This window comes from Pseudomonas sp. FDAARGOS_380, from assembly GCF_002591235.1.
Lineage (GTDB): Bacteria > Pseudomonadota > Gammaproteobacteria > Pseudomonadales > Pseudomonadaceae > Aquipseudomonas > Aquipseudomonas salmasensis.
In genome coordinates, this window is record NZ_CP023969.1 from 6,419,867 (window position 1) to 6,442,878 (window position 23,012).

Here is a 23,012-nt window from a genome sequence, read left to right on the forward strand (position 1 = left end):
TGAACAACACCCGAACAACAATAGACGTTCCCCACATTTTGGCCGACAGCATCGCTTTGAATGCTGCGCAGTAGCCGAACAAGGATATTCATGAAAAAGCTGTGTTTGCTCGGCCTTGTTGCCACGCTGGCCACCCACCCCGTCTGGGCAGAAACAAAGCCTGCTGCGCTTAACGACAAGGACGCCTTTGTCAGCGACCTGCTCAAGCAAATGACCCTGGATGAGAAGATCGGCCAATTGCGCCTGATCAGCATCGGCCCGGAAATGCCCCGCGAGCTGATCCGCAAGGAAATCGCCGCCGGCCGCATCGGTGGCACGTTCAACTCCATCACCCGCCCGGAAAACCGGCCGATGCAGGACGCGGCCATGCGCAGCCGCTTGAAGATCCCGATGTTCTTCGCCTACGACGTGATCCACGGCCACCGCACCATTTTCCCGATCAGCCTGGCCCTGGCCTCCAGCTGGGACATGGACGCCATCGGCCGCTCCGGGCGCATCGCCGCCCAGGAAGCCGCTGCCGACAGCCTCGACATCACCTTTGCGCCGATGGTCGATATCTCCCGCGACCCACGCTGGGGCCGCACCTCCGAAGGTTTCGGTGAAGACACCTACCTGGTGTCACGCATTGCCGAAGTCATGGTCAAGGCGTTCCAGGGCACCAGCCCCGCGAATGCCGACAGCCTCATGGCCAGCGTCAAGCACTTTGCCCTCTACGGTGCGGTGGAAGGCGGGCGCGACTACAACGTGGTCGACATGAGCCCGGTCAAGATGTACCAGGACTACCTGCCGCCCTACCACGCGGCGATCAAGGCCGGCTCCGGCGGCGTGATGGTGGCGCTCAACTCGATCAACGGCGTGCCCGCCACTGCCAACACCTGGCTGATGAACGACCTGCTGCGCAAAGACTGGGGCTTCAAGGGCCTGACCGTCAGCGACCACGGTGCAATTTTCGAGCTAATCAAGCACGGCGTGGCCAAGGACGGGCGTGAAGCCGCTAAGCTCGCGATCAAGGCCGGCATCGACATGAGCATGAACGACTCGCTGTACGGCAAGGAATTGCCTGGGCTGCTCAAGTCCGGCGAGATCCAGCAGAGCGACATCGACAACGCCGTGCGCGAAGTGCTCGGCGCCAAGTACGACATGGGCCTGTTCAAGGACCCGTACCTGCGCATCGGCAAGGCCGAGGATGACCCGGTCGACACCTACGCCGACAGCCGCCTGCACCGGGCCGAGGCCCGCGACATTGCGCGCCGCAGCCTGGTGTTGCTGAAAAACCACAACGACACCCTGCCGCTGAAAAAATCCGCGACCATTGCCCTGGTCGGCCCGCTGGCCAAGGCCCCCATCGACATGATGGGCAGTTGGGCTGCTGCCGGCCGGCCTGCGCAATCGGTGACCCTGCTCGACGGCATGAACGCCGTGATCGGCGAAAAAGGCAAAGTGATCTACGCCCGTGGCGCCAACATCACCGGCGACAAGGCGGTGCTCGACTACCTCAACTTCCTCAACTTCGACGCCCCGGAAGTGGTGGACGACCCGCGCCCTGCCCAAGTGCTGATTGATGAAGCGGTGAAGGCGGCGAACAACGCCGACGTAATCGTCGCGGCGGTGGGCGAGTCCCGTGGCATGTCCCACGAGTCGTCGAGCCGCACCGACCTGAACATCCCGCAAAGCCAGCGCGACTTGATCAAGGCCCTCAAAGCCACCGGCAAGCCGCTGGTGCTGGTGCTGATGAACGGCCGTCCGCTGTCGATTCTGGAAGAAAACCAACAGGCCGATGCGATCCTGGAAACCTGGTTTTCCGGTACCGAAGGCGGTAACGCCATTGCCGACGTGCTGTTTGGCGACTACAACCCATCGGGCAAGCTGCCGATCACCTTCCCTCGCTCCGTTGGGCAGATTCCGACCTACTACAACCACCTGACCATCGGCCGGCCATTCACCCCAGGCAAGCCGGGCAACTACACCTCGCAGTACTTCGATGACACCACAGGCCCCCTGTTTCCGTTTGGCTATGGCCTGAGCTACACCACGTTCAGCCTCTCGGACATGGCGCTGTCGTCCACCACCCTGAACAAGACCGGCAAGCTCGACGCCAGCGTCACCGTGAAGAACACCGGCAAGGTCGACGGCGAAACGGTTGTGCAGTTGTATATCCAGGACGTGGCCGGTTCGATGATCCGCCCGATCAAGGAGCTGAAGAACTTCCAGAAGGTCATGCTCAAGGCCGGCGAAGCGCGCACGCTGCACTTCACCATTACCGAGGACGATCTGAAGTTCTACAACAGCCAGCTCAAGTACGCGGCCGAACCGGGTGAGTTCAATGTGCAGATCGGGTTGGATTCCCAGGACGTGCAGCAACAAACCTTCGAACTGCTCTGATCTGAAGCTGTAAACACGGTCTGGGTGGGAGCTGGCTTGCCTGCGATAGCGGTGGAATATTCACCACCGCCATCGCAGGCAAGCCAGCTCCCACATTGGGGTTGAGGTGGCCCGCCTAGCCGCGTCGATCCAGCAGGTTCACCACCAGACGATCAATCCAGCCCCACACTCGCTGCTTCACCCGCCGCCACAACGGCCGCGCCTTCCATGCCTCCAGGCTCACCGCCTGGCTCTGGGCAAAGTCCGCTTCGAAACTGCCCACCACCGCTGCCGTCAATTGCGGGTCCAGTGCTTCCAGGTTGGCTTCCAGGTTGAAGCGCAGATTCCAGTGGTCGAAATTGCATGAGCCAATGCTCACCCAATCGTCCACCAGCACCATCTTCAGGTGCAAAAAGCACGGCTGGTATTCAAAGATCTGCACGCCTGAACGCAGCAGGCGCGGGTAATAACGGTGCCCGGCGTAACGCACCGACGGGTGATCGGTGCGCGGCCCGGTGAGCAACAGACGCACGTCCACACCGCGCCCAGCCGCCCGGCGCAAGGCACGGCGCACGCTCCAGGTGGGCAGGAAGTACGGGGTCGCCAGCCAGATACGCGATTTGCTGCTGTTCAAGGCGCGAATCAACGATTGCAGAATGTCGCGGTGCTGACGCGCATCGGCATACGCAACGCGGCCCAGCCCCGGCCCGGTAGCGGGCACCTTGGGCAAGCGGGGCAAACCGAAATGGGTCGCCGGTTTCCATTCTCGGCGCGCGGCGTTAGCGTGCCATTGCCGGTCGAACAGGGCCTGCCAGTCCAGCACCAGCGGGCCGCTGATTTGCACCATCACTTCGTGCCAGTCGGCGGTGTCTTGGCCCGGCGTCCAGAATTCGTCGGTGACGCCCGTACCACCGACCACGGCGACACGCTGATCAATCAGCAGCAACTTGCGGTGATCGCGATACAGGTTGCGCATCCAGCGCCGCCAGCTCAGACGGTTGTAAAAGCGCAACTCCACGCCGGCATCGGTCAAGCGCTTGCGCAGCCCCAGGGTAAACGCCAGGCTGCCGTAATCGTCGAACAGGCAACGCACGTGCACGCCGCGTTCGGCGGCCAGCACCAGTGCCTGCACCATCGCTTCGGCGCAGGCCCCGGCTTCGACCAGGTACAACTCAAGGTCAACCTGCTGCTCGGCCCGGGCGATGCCCACCAGCATCTGCGGAAAGAAATTCGGCCCGTCGATCAGCAATTCGAACTGATTGGCGCTGCGCCATGGGAACACTGCGCCGCTCATGTCAGCGCGCCGTGAAGATCAGCACCGCACCCACCGGCACTGACAAACTGATCGACTTGAGCCCCGCTGCCTTGCGCAAGGCGGCTACACCCGGTGCCAGGTCAAAATCCTCGGCATGCAATACCACAGGCTCCAGGGTCACCACTTGGAAGCGTCGATCATCCAGGCGCGTGGCCAACAGCTCGGCGCTGTAGGTCTGGGTCTTGCCGTGCAGCGTGACGCTCAGGGGCAGGCGCAATTCCAACTGCGCGCCGGACGCCAGGTCGTTGATGGGTTGCAGATTGATCTGCGCGCTGATCTGCGCTTCGGGGAAGGTCTTGATCTCGAACAGCTCTCTACGCATGCGCTCGTCGCGCAGCGGGATGCCGCTGTTGATCGACTCCAGTTCCACTTCCAACTGAGCCGCGCCTTTGGCATCGACCTTGCCGTGCAGCACCAGGAAGCGCTGCACTTCGGCAATCTCGGTGTTTTTGGTGGTGACGAAGGACAGGCGTGAGGATTCGTTATCCAGGTACCAGTCGGCGTGGGCGGGCACTGCTGCAGCGGCCAAAAGGGCGAAGGCCAAGGGTTTGATTGACATTGAAGACTCGCGGGGGAAAACCTGAGCGAACCATAAGCGCAATCTCATGAACGGCGCAAATTCATTGTGGGAGCGGGCTTGCTCGCGAAAGCGCAGTGCCAGTCAATACATGTGTAGCTGATACACCGCCTTCGCGAGCAAGCCCGCTCCCACATTTATTCGGCGGTGACTATCAAACCAGCGCTCGCTGCACTTCGCAGATCGTTTCTTCAAGGCTGCCCATATGCAAATTCAGCACACGCTCCACCGGCGCCTGATGCATCGGCCAATGCAACGCCATGCTCCCCACCAGGCGGCCATTGGCGCGCACCGGCAGCGCCACCGCCCGGATCAGGAACGGCAAACGCACAGGATATTCCCAATAGCCCTCGGTACGCTGGCCGAAGCCCTGGTGCTGGGTTTGCTCGCAGGCGCGATAGTGCTCGTCCGCCGCCATATGATTGCGGCCTGCCAGGCGCTGTACTTCTTCGGCCGGCAATTGCGTCAGGCACGCCTTGCCCATCGCCGAGTGAAATAGACTGGCGTACTGGCCGACGATCTGACAGTTGTTCGGGTACAGCTTGCGCAACACGCTGGGAATCGCGCTCTCCATGACCTCCAGGCGCTCGCCATCGAAGCACGACAAATCCACCACCAGCCCGGTGCGCTCGCTGAGCTCCAGCAACCAGGGCGCGGCGCTCTCCACCACCTGGCGCTTGAAGCGTTGCTGGGTATCGCCGAACAAGCGCCGGGCACGCAGGCGGTAACGTCGATCACTCAGGCCCCGATAGACCCAACCCTGCTCCTGCAAGGTCAGCAACATGCGCGACACCGTGGCCTTGGGCAGGCACGTGAGGTAGTGCAGCTCTTCCAGCCCCAGGGCCTGGTGCTCGCCCAGCAACTCGACGATTGCCAGTGCGCGCTCAACCGAGCGTACGGTGCCTGTCTCCATGTTCGATCTCCCTGTTGCCGGTGGATGATCTTTTTTTCACAGCAAGATACAGGCCCGGTCAGCGCTCAGCGGGTCGTTGCAAGGCACGCCGGCGGCCGGCGTTGTACCCATTGGGTCAGTTGCTCATGGGCATAGGCCAATTGCAGCACGGCCCTGTCGGCCTGGGCCGGGCCAATGATTTGCAGGCCCATGGGCAAGCCCTGGGGGTTGAAGCCCACGGGGATGCTCATGCTCGGCAAACCGGCGAGGGTCGGGCCGATCACCACTTCCATCCAGCGGTGATAAGTGTCCATTTCACGCCCGCCGACGAGGCGTGGCCACGGCTGTTGTGCATCGAAAGGGAACACCTGGGCCGTGGGCAACAGCAGGAAATCGTAACGTTCAAACAACTTGGCCAAGGCGCGGTACCACTCACTGCGGTCCACCGACGCCTGGTACACCTGTTGAGCGCTCAAACCCTGGCCGCCCTCCACTTCCCACTGGGCCTCGGGTTTGAGCAGTGCGCGTTTTTGCGGGTTGGCGTAGGCCGCGCCGAGGTTGCCGTGCACCAGCCAATGGCGGTGTACCAGCCAGCAGCGCCACAGGCGCGCCATGGAAAAGTCCGGTTGGCAGCTGTGCACTTCACAGCCCAGCCTGGCGAAATCGTCCAGCGCCGCCTCGCACAGGCTCATCACGCCATCATCCATCGGCAGATAACCGTTGTAGTCCCCCAGCCAACCGAGGCGTGCGCCCTTGAAGTCGCGCTGCAACGGCTGGCCCAGCACCGCCGGATCGGCCTGGGAGGACAGCGGCGTGCGGGGGTCGTAACCGGCCTGAATACTCAGCAACTGCGCCACATCCGCCACACTGCGCCCCATCGGGCCTTCGGTGCCCAGTTGCTGCACGAACAGCTCCGGCATCGGCCCGTGGGGCACCCGCCCTTGGGAGGGGCGCAAGCCGAACACGTTGTTGAACGCCGCCGGGTTGCGCAGTGAGCCCATCATGTCGCTGCCGTCGGCCACCGGCAGCATACGCAGCGCCAAAGCCACCGCCGCCCCGCCACTGCTGCCACCCGCCGCCAGGCGTGGGTCATAGGCATTGCCGGTGGTGCCGAACAGCGTGTTGTAGGTGTGGGAGCCCAGGCCGAACTCCGGCACGTTGGTCTTGCCGATGATGATCGCACCACTGGCCCGCACCCGCGCCACGCTGATGGCGTCTTCGCCCGGCACATGCTCGGCGAACAGCGGTGAGCCCAAGGTGGTGCGCAAGCCCTGGGTGGCCGCCAGGTCCTTGATGGCCTGGGGCATGCCATGCATCCAGCCACGGGAGTGGCCCTGGTCCAACTCGCGATCGCAGGCCCTCGCTTCGGCCAGCACGGCCTCGCTGTCGCGCAGTGACACCAGCGCATTCACGCCGGGGTTAAAGCGCTGGATCTGCGCCAGATACGCCTGCATCACTTCTTCACACGACACCTGCCGCCCATGAATGGCTCGCGACAGCTCAGTGGCATCCCAATCAACAATACTCAAGGCTTCACCTCTCTGGAAAACGGCAACGGCTTGCTCGCCCGCGGTGCCTCGCGCATGCAATAAGTGCCCAGCAGCGTCAGCACGCACGCAAACAATACATAAAACGACGGCGCCACCGGTGTGCCCAGCACTTTGCTAAGCCAGGTCACGATCAACGGCGCGAAACCACCGAACACCATCACCGCCACGTTATAGGCCACCGACACGCCGGTGGAGCGCACCTCAATGGGGAACTGCTCGGCCAATGCCGTCGGCGCTGGCCCGAAGAACCCGCCAATCGCCGTGCACAACATTACCTGCATTACCAGCAAGCGCTCGATGGACGGCGCGGCGGCTACCCACACATACAAGGGGTAGACCATCACGAAGAACGCCAGGGTGAAGGCCATCAACACCGGTCGCCGCCCCAACCGATCCGAGAGCAGGCCGGACAAGGGGATCACCACGGTCATCAGCGCCACCGCAAACATCTGCACCATCAACACCTGGTCCAGCGGCAGGCCGAGGTTCTTGTGGGCGAAGGTCGGCATGTTCACCAGCACCACATAAAACGACACCGTCGCCCCGCAGGCCAGGCCCATCGACACCAAGATACTGCGCCGATGCTCACGCAGCACTTGCATGAGGCTCGGCGCCGGGCCGGTGGCTTGCTTGCGCGCTTCGATGAATTCTTCCGGGTCTTCCATGTGCCGACGGATCCACAACCCCACCGGGCCGATCAACAAGCCCAGCACAAACGGCAGGCGCCAGCCCCACAGGTCGAGGGTCTCAGGCGAAAAGAAATGCGTGACCAGCGCCACCATCGCGGCCCCGCCGAACACCGCCAGGCACTGCCCTACCAATTGCCAGGAGCCATACAAGCCCTTGCGATGGGCTGGCGCGCTCTCTACCAGAAATGCCGTGGCGCTCGCGTACTCACCGCCAGTGGCAAAGCCCTGGAGCATGCGCGCCACCACGATCAGCAACGGCGCGCCCATGCCGATGGCGGCGTAGCTCGGCGCGAAGGCGATCAGCGCGATGGACACGGTCATCAGCCGGATAATCAACTGCATCGCCGCCTTGCGGCCTTTGCGGTCGGCGTAGATGCCCAACAGGATGCCGCCCACCGGGCGCATGAAAAAGCCCACGCCGAAGGTGGCCAGCGCCATCAGCAGCGAGGCGTACTCGTCCTCCGAGGGAAAGAACTGCCGGGCGATGATGCTGGCCAGAAAGCCGTAGACGATAAAGTCATACCACTCCAACGCGTTGCCGATCACGGCCGCCACCACTTGGCGGGTGCGCGAGACACCAGGTTTTGCAGTCTGCATGAGGAACACTCCATTCAACCGATCAGGGAAAGGGTCCAGCGGCAGAAAAAGACGTTACTGTAGGAGCGAGCTTGCTCGCGAAGGTCGTCAACGATGACGCAGCGCTATTAGGGAGCACGTGTCGCCTGTGGGTTTTTCGCGAGCAAGCTCGCTCCTACAAGGGTTCGGGTTAGCCGGCTGGCTTCAGCCAGCTCTCGGCCAGCGCGCCCCAGTAGGCGGCGCCGGTCAGCAGGATGTCGTCGTTAAAGTCATAGGCGGGGTTGTGCACCATCGGCCGCGACACGCCGTTGCCGATAAACAGGTAACTGCCGGGGCAGCGTTGCAGCATCCAGGCGAAGTCTTCGCTGCCCATAAGCGTACGGGTGTTGCCATCCACGGCGTCGGCACCGAGCAAGGCCACGCCGACCTGGCGGGCGAATTCGGTTTCTTCGGCGTGGTTGACCAGTACCGGGTAGGCCGGGCGGTGTTCGACCTGCACGGTGCAGCCGAAGCTGGCGGCCTGGGTCTGGATGATCGCGTTGACCCGTTCCAGCATCTGTTCACGCACCTTGGGGTTAAGTGCGCGCAGGCTCAGGCGCAGCAGGGCTTGCTGGGGAATCACATTGGCGGCTTGCCCCGCTTGCAAGGCGCCGACCGTGACCACGGCGGCTTCCTGGGTGTCGATATTGCGCGCCACCACCGTCTGCAAGGCCATGACCATGCTCGCCGCCGCCACCAGCGGGTCCACGGTCAAATGCGGCATCGAGCCATGGCCACCTACGCCTTCAAGCGTCACGGTAAGCAGATCCTGAGAGGCCATCATCGGCCCCACTCTCAAGCCCAGATGCCCCGCCGGCAAGCCCGGCATATTGTGCATGCCGAACAGCCCATCACAGGGAAAACGTTCCAGCAAACCGTCCGCCAGCATCGCCTCGGCGCCGCCCTGGCCTTCTTCGGCGGGTTGGAAAATCAGGTTCAAGGTACCGTCGAATTGCCGCGTCGCCGCCAAGTAACGCGCGGCGCCGAGCAACATGGTGGTGTGGCCGTCATGGCCGCAGGCATGCATGCAGCCGGCGTGCTGGCTGGTATAGGCCGCGCCGGTGTTCTCGATGATGGGCAAGGCGTCCATGTCGGCGCGAATCCCCAACGTGCGCGAGCTGTTGCCATTGCGCAGCACGCCGACCACACCGGTCTTGCCGATGCCGGTGTGCACCTCGTAACCCCACTCTTTAAGTGACTGTGCGACCAACGCTGAGGTGCGGTTCTCTTCAAAGCCGAGTTCGGGATGGGCATGGATATCGTGACGCACAGCGTGCAAGTCGCTGGCAACGTCGCTGAGCCAATCCAGGATGTGCTGGTGCGGGCGCATGGTGATTCTCCTCACAGGCGGGTGGTCCCGTTCTTGTTTGCAACACATCGACAGCTAAGCGCGATGTGCGCGTGAGGACAATCAAAGGTGGTTCCACTCTGTGGAACCTCAGGGTCGAGCTTTTTTCCGTGGACCCACACACATCCATAGGTGGGAGCTGGCTTGCCTGCGATGGCGGAGTGTCAGCCAAACATTTGTAACTGCCCCACCGCTACCGGGAGCAAGCTCCCTCGCCACAAGTGGCGCCGCAGACCTATCAGATTTATACGACGAAACTCACGGAATCGTCTGACTTTACCCTAAGTAAATCCCTCTCCAGAGTTTGGCTTGCTACGTGACTTTTCCTTACTCGTTTACCTCGATTTAAAGGCGCCACGCGTCAGTTTTCTTATCGAGACGAGCAGGAAAGCACGGCTAAAAAAACATGGATAAGAGGCGAAAAAATGAGCGTAGGTCATTTCATCTGTCAAGGTGACAAAACCAGTTGCGGCGGGGAAGTGCTGGGCGTAGATCAAACAACCCACATGAATGGCCGTCTTCGTGCCTGCGAAGGTGACCCAGTTACCTGCGGCAAGGATGGGCAAACGTACAAGATCATCGGCGGCATTTCCTTCATGGAGAGCAATGGCCGGCTTGTTGCCGGTACGGTGGATAGTTACAGCGGCTGTCCCTGTAAAGCCGAGCTGATTCCTTTGGCGTTATTCGGCGAGTACCACGGCAGAGGTGGCTCGGTCGTAAGCGCCAACAGACTGGCCGCTGAGCCGGTCCAGCCAGTAACCCACTGGGCAGCGTCCTCTCAACGCACCTCCACCTCGCCAAGTGAGTCGCCCCAATCCGCATTTGCCGCATTTAAAGCGCTCATAGGCGAAGAGCCGGGTTTTTACATCGTGCCCAAAAGCATGAGCCGCGAGGCGCTGGAAGCCACACTTTTTCCGACGCTCGACCCGGCTGTAATGCGCAAGTTTCAATCGCTGAATCCCAACACAGGGCCCGTCAAAGCCGGCTCGATGATCGTGCTCAGCGACCCGAACAACACCTCCTGCACCTATCAGGAAGCGCAACTGATGCAGGCGGCTCAACACGTCAGCGCATCACTGGATGAGCTGACGCCGGACGAGGCTGACTTTCTCTATCGCCACGGTGCCGAGATCGCTGGCTTTATCGGCCATACCTCAACCTGGCTCGGCGTCAGCGCTGTGGTGATGGAAACTCACCTGAACAACCTGCGCGACACCCTCCAAGCCATCGAGCGCCTGCATCAACAAAATTATCGTCAGAACGGTCACCTTAAATCGCCCCAGTTCTTCGCGGATCGACAGCGTCTTATGAACCAGCTGGATGCCCATCTGTTGAACTCCACTCGACTGCGTGGCCAAACCACCCTGGGCGACCACCCCAAGTTGAAAACAGCCCTCGGCATTTCCAGTCGCAGCTTGGTACATCATTGGGACAAAGCGGGTGGGCCTGGGCAGATTCCGGGTTATTCGGCGCATGTGGAAGCGACCAGCCGTGCGGCCAGATACATGAAGGCAGGGGGTTACATCGGAATTGCCCTTGGCGGCGTATCCGCCTCATTGGCAATACAGCAGGTTTGCAATAACGATTCCGGCGCGGCTTGCGAAAAGATCAAGTTTACAGAAGGAGGAAAGTTCGCCGGCTCGGTTGGCGTTGGTGCTGTTGGCGGGTGGGTCGGTGGTATTGCTGGTAGTACGATCTGCCTGGGGCTGGGTGTTACGACAGGTATAGGGGGCGTTATCTGTGTGGCGGCTCTGGTTGGCACAGGCGCATGGGCAGGCACGACTATCGGCGGTACGCGTGGAGAACAGATAGGAGAAAAACTGTACGAGAAAACTTTGCCATGACAACGGATGAGTCTTGGAACGCCTGGTTAGAAATTTGGCTTTTGGCCAGCCCATTCCTTTTTGGATTAACTGGTCTCGCGCTTAGCCTATATCTTACTCACTGTCACATGGATGCCATAAAAGAGGCTTTGAAAAACAGCCGTTATATCTATCTTTGGGGAGACAGCCTGGGGAATCGCGGTTTGATTTGGTCCCTTTTGGAAATGTCACAAATAGCCGGAATGATACTGATGCCAAAGGTGCATATCCGGCATGGCAACTTGGATCCAGTGGACTTTGAAAACTTCCCACCCTATCTAAAACGTCTTCTCATAATCACTACGACGCTGATCTGTACGGCCTTTATTTGGTTGGCGGCGGCATACATTCTGGCGACGTTCAGGTAACCCAAACGGGCCTCATCCGAGGCCCGACATCAGCAAAGAATCAGGCGCAATACCAGCCAATACGTAAGTTGACTGACCCACCGCATTCGCGAGCAAGCCCGCTCCCACAAGGGGTGATGGGGGGTGTCAAGGAGTCAGGCGGCAGCCTTGGCGGTTGCCCATCCATCGCGCTGTATGCGTACGCCCCAACCCACTCGCCGTCACTTCACTGCGTTCCGGCTTATCGATAAACGCACTGATGGGCACGTACTGCTTCACATACCCGAGGCAATAGTCCGCCGGGTTGTTGGCCACGTACCGGCACGAGCAGTACTCCTTGGCGGTGTACGCCGCGATGATGTCTGGGAAGGCTTGCAGGTTGACGCGTTCATGCCAAACCCAGCCCAAGAGTGCGATAAACAACACCAGTAAAACGCTGATGAACGGATGACGGCGAATCATGAGCGCACCGCCGCCAGCACGCGTTTGAGCAGTTCGTTATGCCGGTAACTGCCATCGCGATCATCGCCGTAGCGCACGATCACCAAGTGTTCGTCAGGCAACACAAACAGCGCCTGGCCCCAGTGCCCCAGCGCGGCAAAGGTGGTGGCCGGTGCGTCGGGCCAGGGTTGGGGGGCGCCGGTGTTGAGCCACCAATGGCCGCCTGGCACGGCTTCATCCTGGCCGGCTTTGTAGTGGTCGAAGGGCCTGCGGTTGAAGGCGACCCAGTCCTGGGGCAGCAGTTGCCGCTCGCCCCAGCGCCCATCTCGCGCCATCAGTAGCCCTACTCGTGCCAGATCGCGGGCCGTGAGGTAGGCATAGGATGACGCGACAAACGTCTCATCGGCATCGGTTTCCCAGGTTGCGTCGCGAATGCCCAGGGGCTGGAACAGCGCGTCCCACGGGTAGGTCATGTAGGCCTTGTGGCCGAGCATGCCCTTGAGCGCAGCGGACAGGATAGTGCTGTCGCCACTGGAATAACGGAAAGCCTGGCCAGGGGCGGCGACCGCATAGGTATCCGCTGCGAATTGCGCCATGTCGGTGTGGCCACGGGTGTAAAGCATCGCCACCACCGAAGATTTCAATGGGGCGTATTCGTAGTCTTCCTGCCAATCCAACCCCGAGGCCCAGTGCAGCAGGTCGGCCATGCTCACCTTGGGATGCTGCTTCATCGGCGGATAGAAACGTGCAGCGGGGTCGCTGAGTTTGAAGCGGCCTTGCCCATAGGCCACGCCCAGCACGGTAGCCATCAGGCTTTTGCTGACGGACCAGGTGAGGTGCGGCGTGCTGGCAGTGGTGGGCGCGGCGTAGCGTTCATAAATGATTTCGCCATCCCGAATGACCAGCAACGCATCGGTGCGAATACCGGTGCGGGTGGCATCGTCGCGGGGTGGGAAAGCGTAGGCGTCCAGGGCATCGACAGCGGGACCGGCGAGAAGCGTGCCCATGGCCCATTCCTTTTCAGGCCAGACTTCAGCGCGGGCATTCACGGTGACAAACAGCAGGGCAACGCACAACAGGCCTCGGAGCATGGACGCGAACTCAAGGGAGCATTCAAGCCCGCGAGCCTAGCCCACGCCAGTGACAGATTTGCGACAAGGGGCCTGTCATCCAACCGTCACCGTAACTTCATGGAGCTGACACCGAGGCTACATAGCCTGACTTTGGACAACAAAGTCGACTGGCCGCAACCTGGCCGGCACCCGGAGACTCGCTATGACTCAGATCGCCCGCATCAGCGACAAAGGCAATGAACGCCGTCTGCAAGCCGAACGCCTGGTAGGCGCGCAGGCATTGCAGGAAGCCCAGGCCCTGCGGTTCAACGTGTTCAGCGGCGAGTTCAACGCCAAGCTGAAAGGCGCGGAACTGGGTCTGGACATGGATGACTATGATGTTCACTGCAGCCATATCGGCGTGCGGGATTTGAACAGCGGCCGACTTGTCGCCACCACCCGTCTGCTCGACCACCAGGCGGCCAGCACCCTGGGCCGGTTCTACAGTGAAGAAGAATTCAGCCTGCATGGCCTGTTGCACTTGCAGGGCCCGATCCTGGAGATTGGCCGCACCTGCGTCGACCCGGCCTACCGCAACGGCGGCACCATCGCGGTGCTCTGGGGCGAGTTGGCCGAAGTGCTCAACCAAGGTGGCTACAGCTACCTGATGGGCTGCGCGAGCATCCCGATGCACGATGGCGGCATCCAGGCCCACGCGATCATGCAGCGCTTGCGCGAGCGCTACCTGTGCAACGAACACCTGCGCGCCGAACCAAAAAAACCGCTGCCGGCCCTGGACTTGCCGTCTAACGTCATCGCCGAAATGCCGCCGCTGCTCAAGGCCTACATGCGCCTGGGCGCGAAGATCTGCGGCGAGCCGTGCTGGGATGAAGACTTCCAGGTGGCCGACGTGTTTATCCTGCTCAAGCGCGACGAGTTGTGCCCGCGTTATGCGCGCCACTTCAAGGCGGCCATGTGATGAACCGCCTGCGCATTTACGGGCGCATCGCCCGCGTGCTGTTGGTGGTGGGGCTGGGGTTGAGCATGGCCAGTGTATTTGGCCTGTTCGAGCGCCTGGGGGTGGCTAACTCGATGGTGCGGCGCCAGCGTTGGTCGCGCTTTTTTATGGCGCGACTGACCAACGCCCTGCCCTTTCGCGTGACGGTGCACGGCGAGTTGCCGCAAACGCCGATGCTGTGGGTGAGCAATCACGTGTCCTGGACGGATATCCCGTTGCTGGGCATGGTGGCGCCGATGTCGTTTTTGTCCAAGGCCGAGGTGCGTACCTGGCCGGTGGCGGGCTGGCTGGCGGCCAAGGCGGGCAGCCTGTTTATTCGTCGCGGTTCAGGTGACAGCCAGTTGATCCGCAAGCAGATGACCCGTCATCTGGAGCAACAGCACCCGCTGCTGATGTTCCCCGAAGGCACCACCACCGACGGGCGCGGCCTGCGCACGTTTCATGGGCGCTTGCTGGCCAGCGCGATCGATGCGGATGTGTCATTGCAGCCGGTAGCGATTCGGTATCTGCGCGACGGCCAAGTCGACCCGCTGGCGCCCTTTATTGGCGATGATGATTTGCTCTCACACCTGATGCGCTTGTTTTCCAATGACCGCGGCGATGTGGAGATTCATGTGCTCAAGCCGATTGCTTGCGCTGGGCAGGAACGTGCGGCATTGGCGTATCAGGCGCAGCAGGCGGTGCAGAAGGCGTTGTTCGGGCCGGTGCCGGAGACTGAGCAAGTGGCTGCTCGGCCAGCATTCGCCGCCTGAAGCAATGTGAACACCCTCTAAAATGTGGGAGCTGGCTTGCCTGCGATGGCGGTGGGTCAGCCACAGCATTCTCAACAGGTAGGCCGCTATCGCAGGCAAGCCAGCTCCCACATTCAGATCTCATGTAGTCAGTTGAGATTGTGCAAACTTCTGCAACTCTGGGTAGAACAGTCGAAAGTCCTCACTCAGCGGCTCATACAAAACCCGCAACTCCTGCATCGCATACCCTAACTCTTCAGGCTGTGTCAGCCGCCGCGAAATCCCCCGCAGCACCTGGTCCATCACCGCAAACTCGCGGTACGAGCCCAACCAATCATCGGCTGCCATATAGGGTGCGATCTGCGCCAGCCGCCCCGGCAACGCGGGTTCGGCCGCCAACACCCGATACACCTGGGACGTAAAACGCTCCAGGGGCTGGTCGGCATACAGCGCCCAATCGCGCGCCAGGCAATGGTCAAAAAACACATCGAGGACGATGCCGGCATAGCGCCTGCGGGTCTGGCTGAAACGCGACAACGCCTCCCCCACCAAGGGGTGGCTGTCGGTGAACCGGTCGATGGAGCGATGCAGCTGGATCGCCGCTTCGATTTGCGGGCTGAACTGGCCCTGCAGGCGGCCTTTGACGAAGTCGCCATAGAGGCTGCCCAGCAATTGCCCAGGAAGTTGGCCGCCCAGGTGCAGATGTGCGAGATAATTCATGCCGCACAGTCTACCACTGCCACCAACATATCGTTATAACCCGATATACCGATTCGCTTTGACCTCAGATCAAAATCATATTGGTATATCGGGATATGACGATTTAAAGTTCGCCTCATCGCGATATAACGCTTTACGACACCGAGCACCCTGCCATGTCCATCGACCTCGACGAAATAATAAAAGCCCTGGCGCACCCAGTACGACGAGACATCCTCACCTGGCTCAAAGACCCCAAAGTGCAGTTCCCCGAGCAGTTGCACAACCACGAATACGGCATCTGCGCCGGGCAGATCGACCAGCGCTGCGGCTTGTCCCAGTCGACCGTGTCGGCCCACCTGGCCACCTTGCAACGGGCGGGGTTGATCAGCAGCCAGAAGGCCGGGCAGTGGCACTTTTTCAAGCGCAATGAGGAAGTGATCCAAGCCTTTCTCGCTGCGCTCATTACCGAACTCAGCGCACCGTAATCACCAAGGACACGCCCCATGCCCCTCTCGCTACTCATACTGGCCCTGAGCGCCTTCGCCATCGGCACCACCGAGTTCGTCATCATGGGCTTGCTGCCCGATGTGGCGACGGACCTGGGTGTGTCGATTCCCGGCGCCGGCTGGCTGGTGACCGGCTACGCCCTGGGCGTGGCCATCGGCGCACCGTTCATGGCACTGGCTACCGCCAAGCTGCCACGCAAGGCGGCGCTGGTAGCGTTGATGGGTATTTTCATTATCGGCAACCTGCTCTGTGCCCTGGCAAGCGACTACAACGTGCTGATGTTTGCCCGTGTGGTAACGGCGTTGTGCCACGGCGCCTTCTTCGGGATTGGTTCAGTGGTGGCGGCCAACCTGGTGCCGGCCAACAAACGTGCGTCGGCGGTGGCGCTGATGTTCACCGGGTTGACCCTGGCTAACGTGCTGGGCGTGCCCCTGGGTACGGCGCTGGGCCAGGAAGCCGGCTGGCGCTCGACCTTCTGGGCCGTGACCGTGATTGGCGTGATCGCCTTGGTCGGCCTTATTCGCTTTTTACCCGCCAAGCGTGACGAAGAAAAACTCGACATGCGCGCCGAACTGGCCGCCCTCAAGGGTGCCGGTATCTGGCTGTCGCTGAGCATGACTGCGCTGTTTGCCGCGTCGATGTTCACCCTCTTTACCTATGTCGCACCGCTGCTCGGCGATGTCACCGGCGTATCGCCCAAAGGCGTGACCTGGACCCTGTTGCTGATCGGCCTGGGCCTCACCGTGGGCAACATCATCGGCGGCAAACTGGCAGATAAGCGCCTGGCGGCCACCTTAATCGGCGTGTTCATCAGCATGGCGGTGGTGTCCACGCTGCTGAGCTGGACCAGCGTTGCGGTGATCCCAACCGAGATCACCCTGTTCCTGTGGGCCACCGCCTCGTTCGCCGCCGTGCCGGCGCTGCAAATCAACGTGGTGACCTTCGGCAAGGCCGCGCCGAACCTGGTATCCACCTTGAACATCGGTGCCTTCAACATTGGCAACGCACTCGGCGCCTGGGTCGGCGGCAGCGTGATTGCCCACGGCTTCGGCCTGACCAGCGTGCCCCTGGCGGCCGCCGCACTGGCGATTCTCGCGCTGCTGGTGACCCTGATCACTTTCCGTCAGGGCGGCAATGCCGACCTGGCCCCCGCGACCCACTGATCAACTTAAAAGAGAAGGTGTTTTTTCCATGACGACTATTTTCGATCCGATCACACTGGGCGACGTGCAGCTGTCGAACCGCATCATCATGGCGCCGCTGACCCGCTGCCGCGCGGATGCCGGGCGCGTGCCCAATGCGCTGATGGCCGAGTACTACGTGCAACGCGCCTCCGCCGGGCTGATCCTCAGCGAAGCCACTTCCGTGACACCGATGGGCGTGGGCTACCCGGACACCCCCGGCATCTGGTCCAACGATCAGGTGCGCGGCTGGGCCAACATCACCAAGGCCGTGCATGGCGCGGGCGGCAAGATCTTCCTGCAGTTGTGGCATGTTGGCCGCATCTCCCACGAGTCCTACCTGAACGGCGAAACCCCGGTGGCCCCGAGTGCAGTCCAGGCTAAAGGCCACGTCAGCCTGGTTCGCCCGCTGGCCGACTACCCTACCCCGCGCGCCCTGGAAACCGCTGAAATCGCCGACATCGTCGACGCCTACCGCACCGGCGCCGAGAACGCCAAGGCCGCCGGTTTCGACGGCGTGGAAATCCACGGCGCCAACGGCTACCTGCTCGACCAGTTCCTGCAAAGCAGCACCAACCAGCGCACCGACCAGTACGGTGGCTCCCTGGAAAACCGTGCGCGCCTGTTGCTGGAAGTCACCGACGCCGCCATCGAAGTCTGGGGCGCCGGCCGCGTGGGCGTGCACTTGGCACCGCGGGCTGATGCGCATGACATGGGCGACGACAACCTCGCCGAAACCTTCACCTACGTCGCCAGCGAACTGGGCAAGCGTGGCATCGCGTTCATCTGCTCCCGTGAAAAAGAAGGCGCAGACAGCCTTGGCCCACAGCTGAAAAAAGCCTTCGGCGGTGCGTACATCGCCAACGAGCGCTTCACCAAAGACAGCGCCAATGCCTGGCTGGCGGCGGGCAAGGCGGATGCGGTGGCCTTTGGTATTCCCTTCATCGCCAACCCGGACCTGCCGGCGCGGCTGAAGGCTGATGCGCCGTTGAACGAGCCGCACCCGGAAACCTTCTATGGCAAAGGCCCGGTGGGATATATCGACTACCCGACGCTGCCGATCTAACCTGCTCCGCAAAACCAATGTGGGAGGTGACTTGCCTCCAATAGCTCAAATAAATGGGTCTCTCGGAGAGGCCCTTTAAGCAGCACACTTACGTCTGCAAAAGTGCCTAGCAAGCAGATCACCGAAACTCGTGATGGGCCAATCTGGGGGAATTCGGTGCTGAGGACTGCCGGCTAGATGTGCCTTTTCAAGGGCTCCGTAGTAGCCATCATAGAGATGGCCGCTGGAAATTATCTGTATACGCAAACAGCCTGGTTGCATATCCAGACCCAAGCGATTAGGATCCAAATTAGATCCAGTCCGGCACTCTGCCACTACGGGGTAACTGCGATGTTTTCAACGGGTTCTACCATCAATGAAATAAAAACCCTTGAAGAAGTCAACCATCTGTTCAAAATTGAGCAAGATTATGTGCTCACAAAGCAGTCATACCGCCGCCCACTGCGATCCTACGAACTGATTAGCGCTGACGCTAAGTGCCAGTTTCTGAAGAAGAGCAAGAACTGTGGGCAGGCGCACCAACACGGCTTCGTTGTCGAGACATGCGATGACAAGCAAGTTCTTATTGGTCACTGCTGCGCTCTTAACCACCTCGGTTTAGACGATGAAAAGGTTAAAAATGATTTCAGGCAGCTGTCGGCCAACGAGCGCGATGCTATGCGGCGCGCCAAAATTGAAAATTTGCTAGCAACGAGGGATGAGTTAACGAGCAACGTGAAACGCATACTGTGGGAAGTAAAGTTTTTACAAGCGGAGGCAGATCGGGTGCTCACGATACTGCCGCTGAAACTGGTTAGGGCTCTAATTGATCGCTGGAAGCGCAATACCCTGAAAGTAAACTGTGAATACCTGATTATTAAAAAGGGGAAGGATGACCGCGGTAAGACGGTGACTGAAAACTCTTGGTATCCCCGTGACTGCGGAACCCTAAAGGGTCTTGGCCCATGGTTAGACTTAGAAAAAATGGCATACACCCAGCAGCTTTATACCTTCTTACACAAACTCCAGAATATTCCAGACAAGAAGCGATTGACCAACGATGATCTGGTGATAGCTGAATCGGTCATCAATGAACTTACAGGACTGAGCGTTTTGGAGCGCGAAGTGAAAGTTCAGCACCGTTTGATTTCCGAGTTTTGCGCAATGCCCAATCTGCTTATAACGGTCCAACTGTTTGCAAGCAGAGATCTCAGGGCGGAGATCGTAAACGCGATCCATCAAGTCTCCGGTGAGTCACTCCAGGTAGCGGCGAGTCGAGTCGTAGATGCAATCGATAAATCTATCCGGGAAAAATACAATGCCTCTGGCCTTCGTATGGCACCATAAGCCAAAGCCGAATCTTAATTCCGGTACTAGCCCCCCCCTTGCTGACCCGTGCTTTGAATATATTGAAGCTGAAAGGAGCTACCAGCAAACCACTTTTTAAAATCAAGAGACTTTGAAAGCAGACAATCACGACCTTGGATCTAGGATACAACCGACTTAAGGAGAAGTACATTGGATATAGACTGGAAAACTATTGCCGCAATATGGGGGGCTAGCCTGAGTTCATGGCTAGCCGTAAGAACCTGGTTATCAGTTCGCCCTTTGATGGTAGTAGAGCCTTCTGCGAGCTCAAGACAAAGTGTTGAATGCCAGTTTTTTATGATAAGACTGAAAAACACCACAACCAAGCCTGTGCTTGTTAGTTCCGTGATTAGGGTTTCACCTCGAAAAATAAGTATTTGGCTTCAAGCAGGAGAAAGACGAATAGAACCACGGATCGTAAATAAACCTCAAAATATTATCTTATACCCTGGCCAGCAAATCCTCGTGAAGATGGACCTGTCCGGCTACGACCAGCAGCTATGCATGTTGATAAAGTGGAACTTCATGGATGTTAATCTAGGAGTGCCTCGTTTCAGTTTGATTTGGCGCTCACGCCGCTGGCTTGCGCAAGCCAGAGACTTAGATTCAATTGAATGTTTGGACAATTGGTAATCCCCTGATTCAGCAGATGACATAAAAGCTTACCTACTGGATAGGGGGCTTGCCCTCGATGGCCATAGGTATCTATACAACTCTGTAGCGATCGACGGCATCCACGATGCGAAGCGAGCCGCTCTTGATCTTGATCTGCTTTTGATCTTAGGCGCCCCGTCAAACCACGCTGGCCGAACGCAGGCTTGAATTCGTGGGTAACCCGGCAGGACGCCGGGTTAGCCGCCCCGCGCCATGGATGGCGCGTGGCGGCGGCCCACGAATTCAAGCCTGCGTTCGGGCACACCGAGCCTAAGCGAGGTGCCGAGTGGTGGGGCAAGAGCGTTTTGCTTACTTTTGCGCTTTTCAAAAGTGAGCCGCCGTCAGGGCGGAACCCTAAGTAGCCGTTACCGCAGCAATGGATATGTACACAATCCAACTGTGTTGACTGCCAGGCCGCCTTCGCGAGCAAGCCCGCTCCCACAGTTGGAGTGCGGGGTGTCGGGTAGATAAGCGTCGGCTATCCGATCGTCACGGGAGTGAGCCCCCTCCCATATTTTTTTACCGCGCCTGGTGCCTTAGAAACATCGCTTCACAGAACGGCAACAATATCGCTACAAAATACTTAGCCGGCTACCTATCAACCGCCCGCCATGGCGTATATAAAGTCACCCCACAAATCAGGCAGAAGGACGATTGACCGTCTTTAGGCTTTACTGTTGACACAACGGGTTGCAATTACGCATTTTGTTTCAATTGCGCAGGCTGGGGCTCAGGCGCAGCATGTCCAGCCCTATATCAGCCCAGCGCTCGGCGTCCTGGTGCAGTTCAAAGCTATCGGGGACCAGCAGCCACTGGCCGATCAAACCGTGGATAAAGGCATGCATGCAGACAGCCCCACGGGTGGTGTCGAGATTTTCAGGCAGTTGCCCGCGATTGACCGCGTTACGCAACGTCAGGCTGATACGCAGGTTGCATTCCAGGCTGTGGGTCTGGCGCTGGCGGCGCATGTCGCACATTTCGTCGGTGAACTCGCACTTATGAAACAGAATCTCGTTGATGCGCCGGGTTTTCGGGTCCAGGGCCACTTCATGGTAGAGATGAATCAGCAGCTTGCGCATACAGCCCAGCGGGTCGACTTCATCCTCGCTTTCACTTGCCCGGGCCAATTCGTCCAGGGGTTCGTGCAGCGTGTCGAGCAAGGCCTGGAGCAAATCGGACTTATTGCTGAAATGCCAATAGATAGCCCCGCGCGTGACGCCCGCCAGCGCGGCGATGTCCGCCAGGGTGGTGCGCGCCACACCACGCTCATAAAAGGCTTGCTCGGCGGCTTGGAGAATCTGGCTGCGCGTTTCCTGAGCTTCCTCTTTGGTGCGACGAACCATGGCAGTAAAACCTCAATCAGGACACTGTGGATGGTACTTGACCATCATCTGAATAATTGTGGGACGACGCCGTCATGGGCGCCGAACGTACTAGAATCGAGGCTTGCGGCGGTGCTTTGTCAGCATTGCGCGAAGCCTGTCAAGAGTTTACAAACAACCATGAACGTAAGTATATTGCGTAGCAAGCTACTTATCCACTCACGGCTTGTTTTTTACCCTTCCACACTTCTTGTGCGCACTCTGCGCGCCTGACCCGAGGATCTTCATGCAACTTAAGCCAGCTGTTACCGCTCTGGTCACTGCCGTCGCCCTGGCATCGCTGCTCAGCGGATGTAAAAAGGAAGAAGCGGCACCGCCCGCTCAAACCCCTCAGGTCGGCGTGGTCACCATTCAACCGCAAGCCTATACCCTGACCACCGAGCTGCCAGGCCGCACCACGGCCTTCCGCATTGCGGAAGTTCGGCCGCAGGTCAACGGCATCATTCTCAAGCGCCTGTTCAAGGAAGGCGCCGACGTGAAGGAAGGGCAACAGCTCTACCAGATCGACCCATCGGTGTATGAGGCCACGCTCAAAAGCGCGCAAGCCAGCCTGACCCAGACCAAGTCCATCACCGATCGCTACAAGCAATTGGTCGATGAGCAAGCCGTCAGCCGCCAGGAATACGACACCGCCGTTGCCAACCGCATGACGGCCGAGGCAAACGTTCAAACCGCCCAGATCAACGTGCGCTACACCAAGGTGTACGCGCCGATCTCCGGGCGTATCGGCCGTTCTGCGGTGACCGAAGGCGCACTGGTCAGCAACGGCCAGGCCGACGCCATGGCGGTGATCCAGCAACTGGACCCGATCTACGTCGACGTCACGCAATCTTCGGCTGAAATGCTCAAGCTGCGCCGCGACCTGGCCAGTGGCCAACTGGAAAAAGCCGGCGACAACGCTGCCAAGGTCAAGCTGACCCTGGAAGACGGCACGGCCTACGCCCAGGACGGCAAGCTCGAATTCTCCGAAGTGTCGGTCGACCAGACCACCGGTTCCGTGACCCTGCGTGCCGTGTTCCCCAACCCTGACCACGTGCTGCTGCCGGGCATGTTCGTGCACGCCCAGTTGCTGGCCGGTGTGAACAGCAAGGCCATCCTGGCTCCGCAGCAAGGCGTGACCCGCGACCTGCGCGGCATTCCGACGGCGCTGATCGTGAACAAGGACAACAAGGTCGAGCAACGCGAACTGGTTGCCAACCGTACCGCCGGTGCCTACTGGCTGGTGGAAAAAGGCCTCAATGCCGGTGATCGCGTCATCACCGAAGGCTTGCAGTACGTCAAGCCGGGCGCCGAGGTGAAGGTCACGGAAGCCTCCAACGCCAAACCCGCCGGTACCGCTGCTGCGCCTGCTGCCGCTGCTGGTCAAGGGGAGTAA

The 23,012-nt window shown here is 60.1% G+C and carries 20 protein-coding genes; 10 read left to right on the top strand and 10 right to left on the bottom strand.

Going from position 1 to position 23,012, the window contains the following annotated elements; all coding sequences use genetic code 11:
- Positions 1–90 precede the first annotated feature (90 nt).
- Positions 91–2,382 (top strand): beta-glucosidase BglX, encoded by a 2,292-nt coding sequence (gene bglX / locus CRN80_RS29940; protein ID WP_032893093.1) that lies wholly within the window; start codon positions 91–93, stop codon positions 2,380–2,382.
- A gap of 115 nt (positions 2,383–2,497) precedes the next feature.
- Here bglX and CRN80_RS29945 read toward each other — a convergent pair whose 3' ends face one another.
- The 6 genes from CRN80_RS29945 to CRN80_RS29970 all read right to left on the bottom strand — a co-directional run bounded on the left by CRN80_RS29945 (position 2,498) and on the right by CRN80_RS29970 (position 9,329).
- Entirely contained in the window at positions 2,498–3,655 is a 1,158-nt protein-coding gene (locus CRN80_RS29945; protein WP_032893094.1) for a phosphatidylserine/phosphatidylglycerophosphate/cardiolipin synthase family protein, read from the bottom strand.
- A gap of 1 nt (position 3,656) precedes the next feature.
- Positions 3,657–4,235: a YceI family protein gene (locus CRN80_RS29950; RefSeq protein ID WP_044272720.1), complete on the bottom strand. Its 579-nt coding sequence runs from the start codon at positions 4,233–4,235 to the stop codon at positions 3,657–3,659.
- A 172-nt stretch (positions 4,236–4,407) separates the two neighbouring features.
- Complete coding sequence (locus CRN80_RS29955; RefSeq protein WP_098952488.1) at positions 4,408–5,166, bottom strand: helix-turn-helix domain-containing protein; 759 nt, start codon at positions 5,164–5,166, stop codon at positions 4,408–4,410.
- Between the two features lie 65 nt (positions 5,167–5,231).
- Positions 5,232–6,674 carry an amidase gene (locus CRN80_RS29960; RefSeq protein ID WP_098952490.1) on the bottom strand — a complete coding sequence of 481 codons (1,443 nt, stop codon included), beginning with the start codon at positions 6,672–6,674 and terminating at the stop codon, positions 5,232–5,234.
- Positions 6,671–7,981, bottom strand: coding sequence for a citrate-proton symporter (locus CRN80_RS29965; RefSeq protein WP_098952492.1), 1,311 nt, complete (start codon positions 7,979–7,981; stop codon positions 6,671–6,673). Before CRN80_RS29965 ends, CRN80_RS29960 begins: the two co-directional genes overlap by 4 nt.
- Positions 7,982–8,150: 169 nt before the next feature.
- Positions 8,151–9,329, bottom strand: coding sequence for a M20 aminoacylase family protein (locus CRN80_RS29970; protein ID WP_098952493.1), 1,179 nt, complete (start codon positions 9,327–9,329; stop codon positions 8,151–8,153).
- Positions 9,330–9,772: 443 nt separating this feature from the next.
- On the opposite strand from CRN80_RS29970, the gene CRN80_RS29975 reads away from it, so the two are divergent.
- Together CRN80_RS29975 and CRN80_RS29980 are read left to right on the top strand one after the other, a co-directional pair.
- Positions 9,773–11,191, top strand: a complete 1,419-nt coding sequence (locus CRN80_RS29975) for a PAAR domain-containing protein (protein ID WP_098952495.1) — start codon at positions 9,773–9,775, stop codon at positions 11,189–11,191.
- Entirely contained in the window at positions 11,188–11,577 is a 390-nt protein-coding gene (locus CRN80_RS29980) for a hypothetical protein (RefSeq protein WP_032893101.1), read from the top strand. The genes CRN80_RS29975 and CRN80_RS29980 overlap by 4 nt, the downstream gene beginning before the upstream one ends.
- Positions 11,578–11,703: 126 nt before the next feature.
- Here CRN80_RS29980 and CRN80_RS29985 read toward each other — a convergent pair whose 3' ends face one another.
- A complete protein-coding gene (locus tag CRN80_RS29985; protein WP_098952497.1) occupies positions 11,704–12,018 on the bottom strand; it encodes an amidase in 315 nt (104 codons plus the stop codon).
- Positions 12,015–13,088, bottom strand: a complete 1,074-nt coding sequence (locus tag CRN80_RS29990; RefSeq protein WP_098952499.1) for a serine hydrolase — start codon at positions 13,086–13,088, stop codon at positions 12,015–12,017. The genes CRN80_RS29985 and CRN80_RS29990 overlap by 4 nt, the downstream gene beginning before the upstream one ends.
- Positions 13,089–13,272: 184 nt before the next feature.
- Here CRN80_RS29990 and olsB point away from each other — a divergent pair, with 184 nt between their 5' ends.
- Entirely contained in the window at positions 13,273–14,028 is a 756-nt protein-coding gene (gene olsB, locus CRN80_RS29995; RefSeq protein WP_003189352.1) for an L-ornithine N(alpha)-acyltransferase, read from the top strand.
- Complete coding sequence (locus CRN80_RS30000) at positions 14,028–14,819, top strand: lysophospholipid acyltransferase family protein (protein ID WP_032893104.1); 792 nt, start codon at positions 14,028–14,030, stop codon at positions 14,817–14,819. The genes olsB and CRN80_RS30000 overlap by 1 nt, the downstream gene beginning before the upstream one ends.
- A 120-nt stretch (positions 14,820–14,939) precedes the next feature.
- Here the strand turns inward: CRN80_RS30000 and CRN80_RS30005 are convergent, their stop codons facing one another.
- A complete protein-coding gene (locus tag CRN80_RS30005; protein WP_032893105.1) occupies positions 14,940–15,518 on the bottom strand; it encodes an ACP phosphodiesterase in 579 nt (192 codons plus the stop codon).
- Positions 15,519–15,673: 155 nt separating this feature from the next.
- Here CRN80_RS30005 and CRN80_RS30010 point away from each other — a divergent pair, with 155 nt between their 5' ends.
- From CRN80_RS30010 to CRN80_RS30025, 4 genes are all read left to right on the top strand, one after another.
- Entirely contained in the window at positions 15,674–15,985 is a 312-nt protein-coding gene (locus CRN80_RS30010) for a helix-turn-helix transcriptional regulator (RefSeq protein WP_054899009.1), read from the top strand.
- 18 nt (positions 15,986–16,003) lie between these two features.
- A complete protein-coding gene (locus tag CRN80_RS30015; RefSeq protein ID WP_098952501.1) occupies positions 16,004–17,170 on the top strand; it encodes an MFS transporter in 1,167 nt (388 codons plus the stop codon).
- A gap of 28 nt (positions 17,171–17,198) precedes the next feature.
- On the top strand, positions 17,199–18,254 hold the full coding sequence (locus CRN80_RS30020; protein WP_034134945.1) for an alkene reductase: 1,056 nt from the start codon (positions 17,199–17,201) through the stop codon (positions 18,252–18,254).
- Positions 18,255–18,584: 330 nt separating this feature from the next.
- Complete coding sequence (locus tag CRN80_RS30025) at positions 18,585–19,580, top strand: hypothetical protein (RefSeq protein WP_138183594.1); 996 nt, start codon at positions 18,585–18,587, stop codon at positions 19,578–19,580.
- A gap of 1,385 nt (positions 19,581–20,965) precedes the next feature.
- Here CRN80_RS30025 and CRN80_RS30035 read toward each other — a convergent pair.
- Complete coding sequence (locus CRN80_RS30035; protein WP_032893109.1) at positions 20,966–21,598, bottom strand: TetR family transcriptional regulator; 633 nt, start codon at positions 21,596–21,598, stop codon at positions 20,966–20,968.
- A 265-nt stretch (positions 21,599–21,863) separates the two neighbouring features.
- Here CRN80_RS30035 and CRN80_RS30040 point away from each other — a divergent pair, with 265 nt between their 5' ends.
- Positions 21,864–23,012, top strand: coding sequence for an efflux RND transporter periplasmic adaptor subunit (locus CRN80_RS30040; RefSeq protein ID WP_032893110.1), 1,149 nt, complete (start codon positions 21,864–21,866; stop codon positions 23,010–23,012).

Excerpts from the sequence above, each read along its gene's own strand:
- CRN80_RS30000 (WP_032893104.1), top strand. The coding sequence starts at position 14,028 with ATGAACCGCCTGCGCATTTACGGGCGCATCGCCCGCGTGCTGTTGGTG.
- CRN80_RS29975 (WP_098952495.1), top strand. The coding sequence starts at position 9,773 with ATGAGCGTAGGTCATTTCATCTGTCAAGGTGACAAAACCAGTTGCGGC.
- CRN80_RS29985 (WP_098952497.1), bottom strand. The coding sequence starts at position 12,018 with ATGATTCGCCGTCATCCGTTCATCAGCGTTTTACTGGTGTTGTTTATC.
- bglX (WP_032893093.1), top strand. The coding sequence starts at position 91 with ATGAAAAAGCTGTGTTTGCTCGGCCTTGTTGCCACGCTGGCCACCCAC.
- CRN80_RS30035 (WP_032893109.1), bottom strand. The coding sequence starts at position 21,598 with ATGGTTCGTCGCACCAAAGAGGAAGCTCAGGAAACGCGCAGCCAGATT.
- CRN80_RS30020 (WP_034134945.1), top strand. The coding sequence starts at position 17,199 with ATGACGACTATTTTCGATCCGATCACACTGGGCGACGTGCAGCTGTCG.
- CRN80_RS29955 (WP_098952488.1), bottom strand. The coding sequence starts at position 5,166 with ATGGAGACAGGCACCGTACGCTCGGTTGAGCGCGCACTGGCAATCGTC.
- CRN80_RS30010 (WP_054899009.1), top strand. The coding sequence starts at position 15,674 with ATGTCCATCGACCTCGACGAAATAATAAAAGCCCTGGCGCACCCAGTA.
- CRN80_RS29990 (WP_098952499.1), bottom strand. The coding sequence starts at position 13,088 with ATGCTCCGAGGCCTGTTGTGCGTTGCCCTGCTGTTTGTCACCGTGAAT.
- olsB (WP_003189352.1), top strand. The coding sequence starts at position 13,273 with ATGACTCAGATCGCCCGCATCAGCGACAAAGGCAATGAACGCCGTCTG.
- CRN80_RS30040 (WP_032893110.1), top strand. The coding sequence starts at position 21,864 with ATGCAACTTAAGCCAGCTGTTACCGCTCTGGTCACTGCCGTCGCCCTG.
- CRN80_RS29950 (WP_044272720.1), bottom strand. The coding sequence starts at position 4,235 with ATGTCAATCAAACCCTTGGCCTTCGCCCTTTTGGCCGCTGCAGCAGTG.
- CRN80_RS30015 (WP_098952501.1), top strand. The coding sequence starts at position 16,004 with ATGCCCCTCTCGCTACTCATACTGGCCCTGAGCGCCTTCGCCATCGGC.
- CRN80_RS29970 (WP_098952493.1), bottom strand. The coding sequence starts at position 9,329 with ATGCGCCCGCACCAGCACATCCTGGATTGGCTCAGCGACGTTGCCAGC.
- CRN80_RS29945 (WP_032893094.1), bottom strand. The coding sequence starts at position 3,655 with ATGAGCGGCGCAGTGTTCCCATGGCGCAGCGCCAATCAGTTCGAATTG.
- CRN80_RS30025 (WP_138183594.1), top strand. The coding sequence starts at position 18,585 with ATGTTTTCAACGGGTTCTACCATCAATGAAATAAAAACCCTTGAAGAA.
- CRN80_RS29965 (WP_098952492.1), bottom strand. The coding sequence starts at position 7,981 with ATGCAGACTGCAAAACCTGGTGTCTCGCGCACCCGCCAAGTGGTGGCG.
- CRN80_RS29980 (WP_032893101.1), top strand. The coding sequence starts at position 11,188 with ATGACAACGGATGAGTCTTGGAACGCCTGGTTAGAAATTTGGCTTTTG.
- CRN80_RS30005 (WP_032893105.1), bottom strand. The coding sequence starts at position 15,518 with ATGAATTATCTCGCACATCTGCACCTGGGCGGCCAACTTCCTGGGCAA.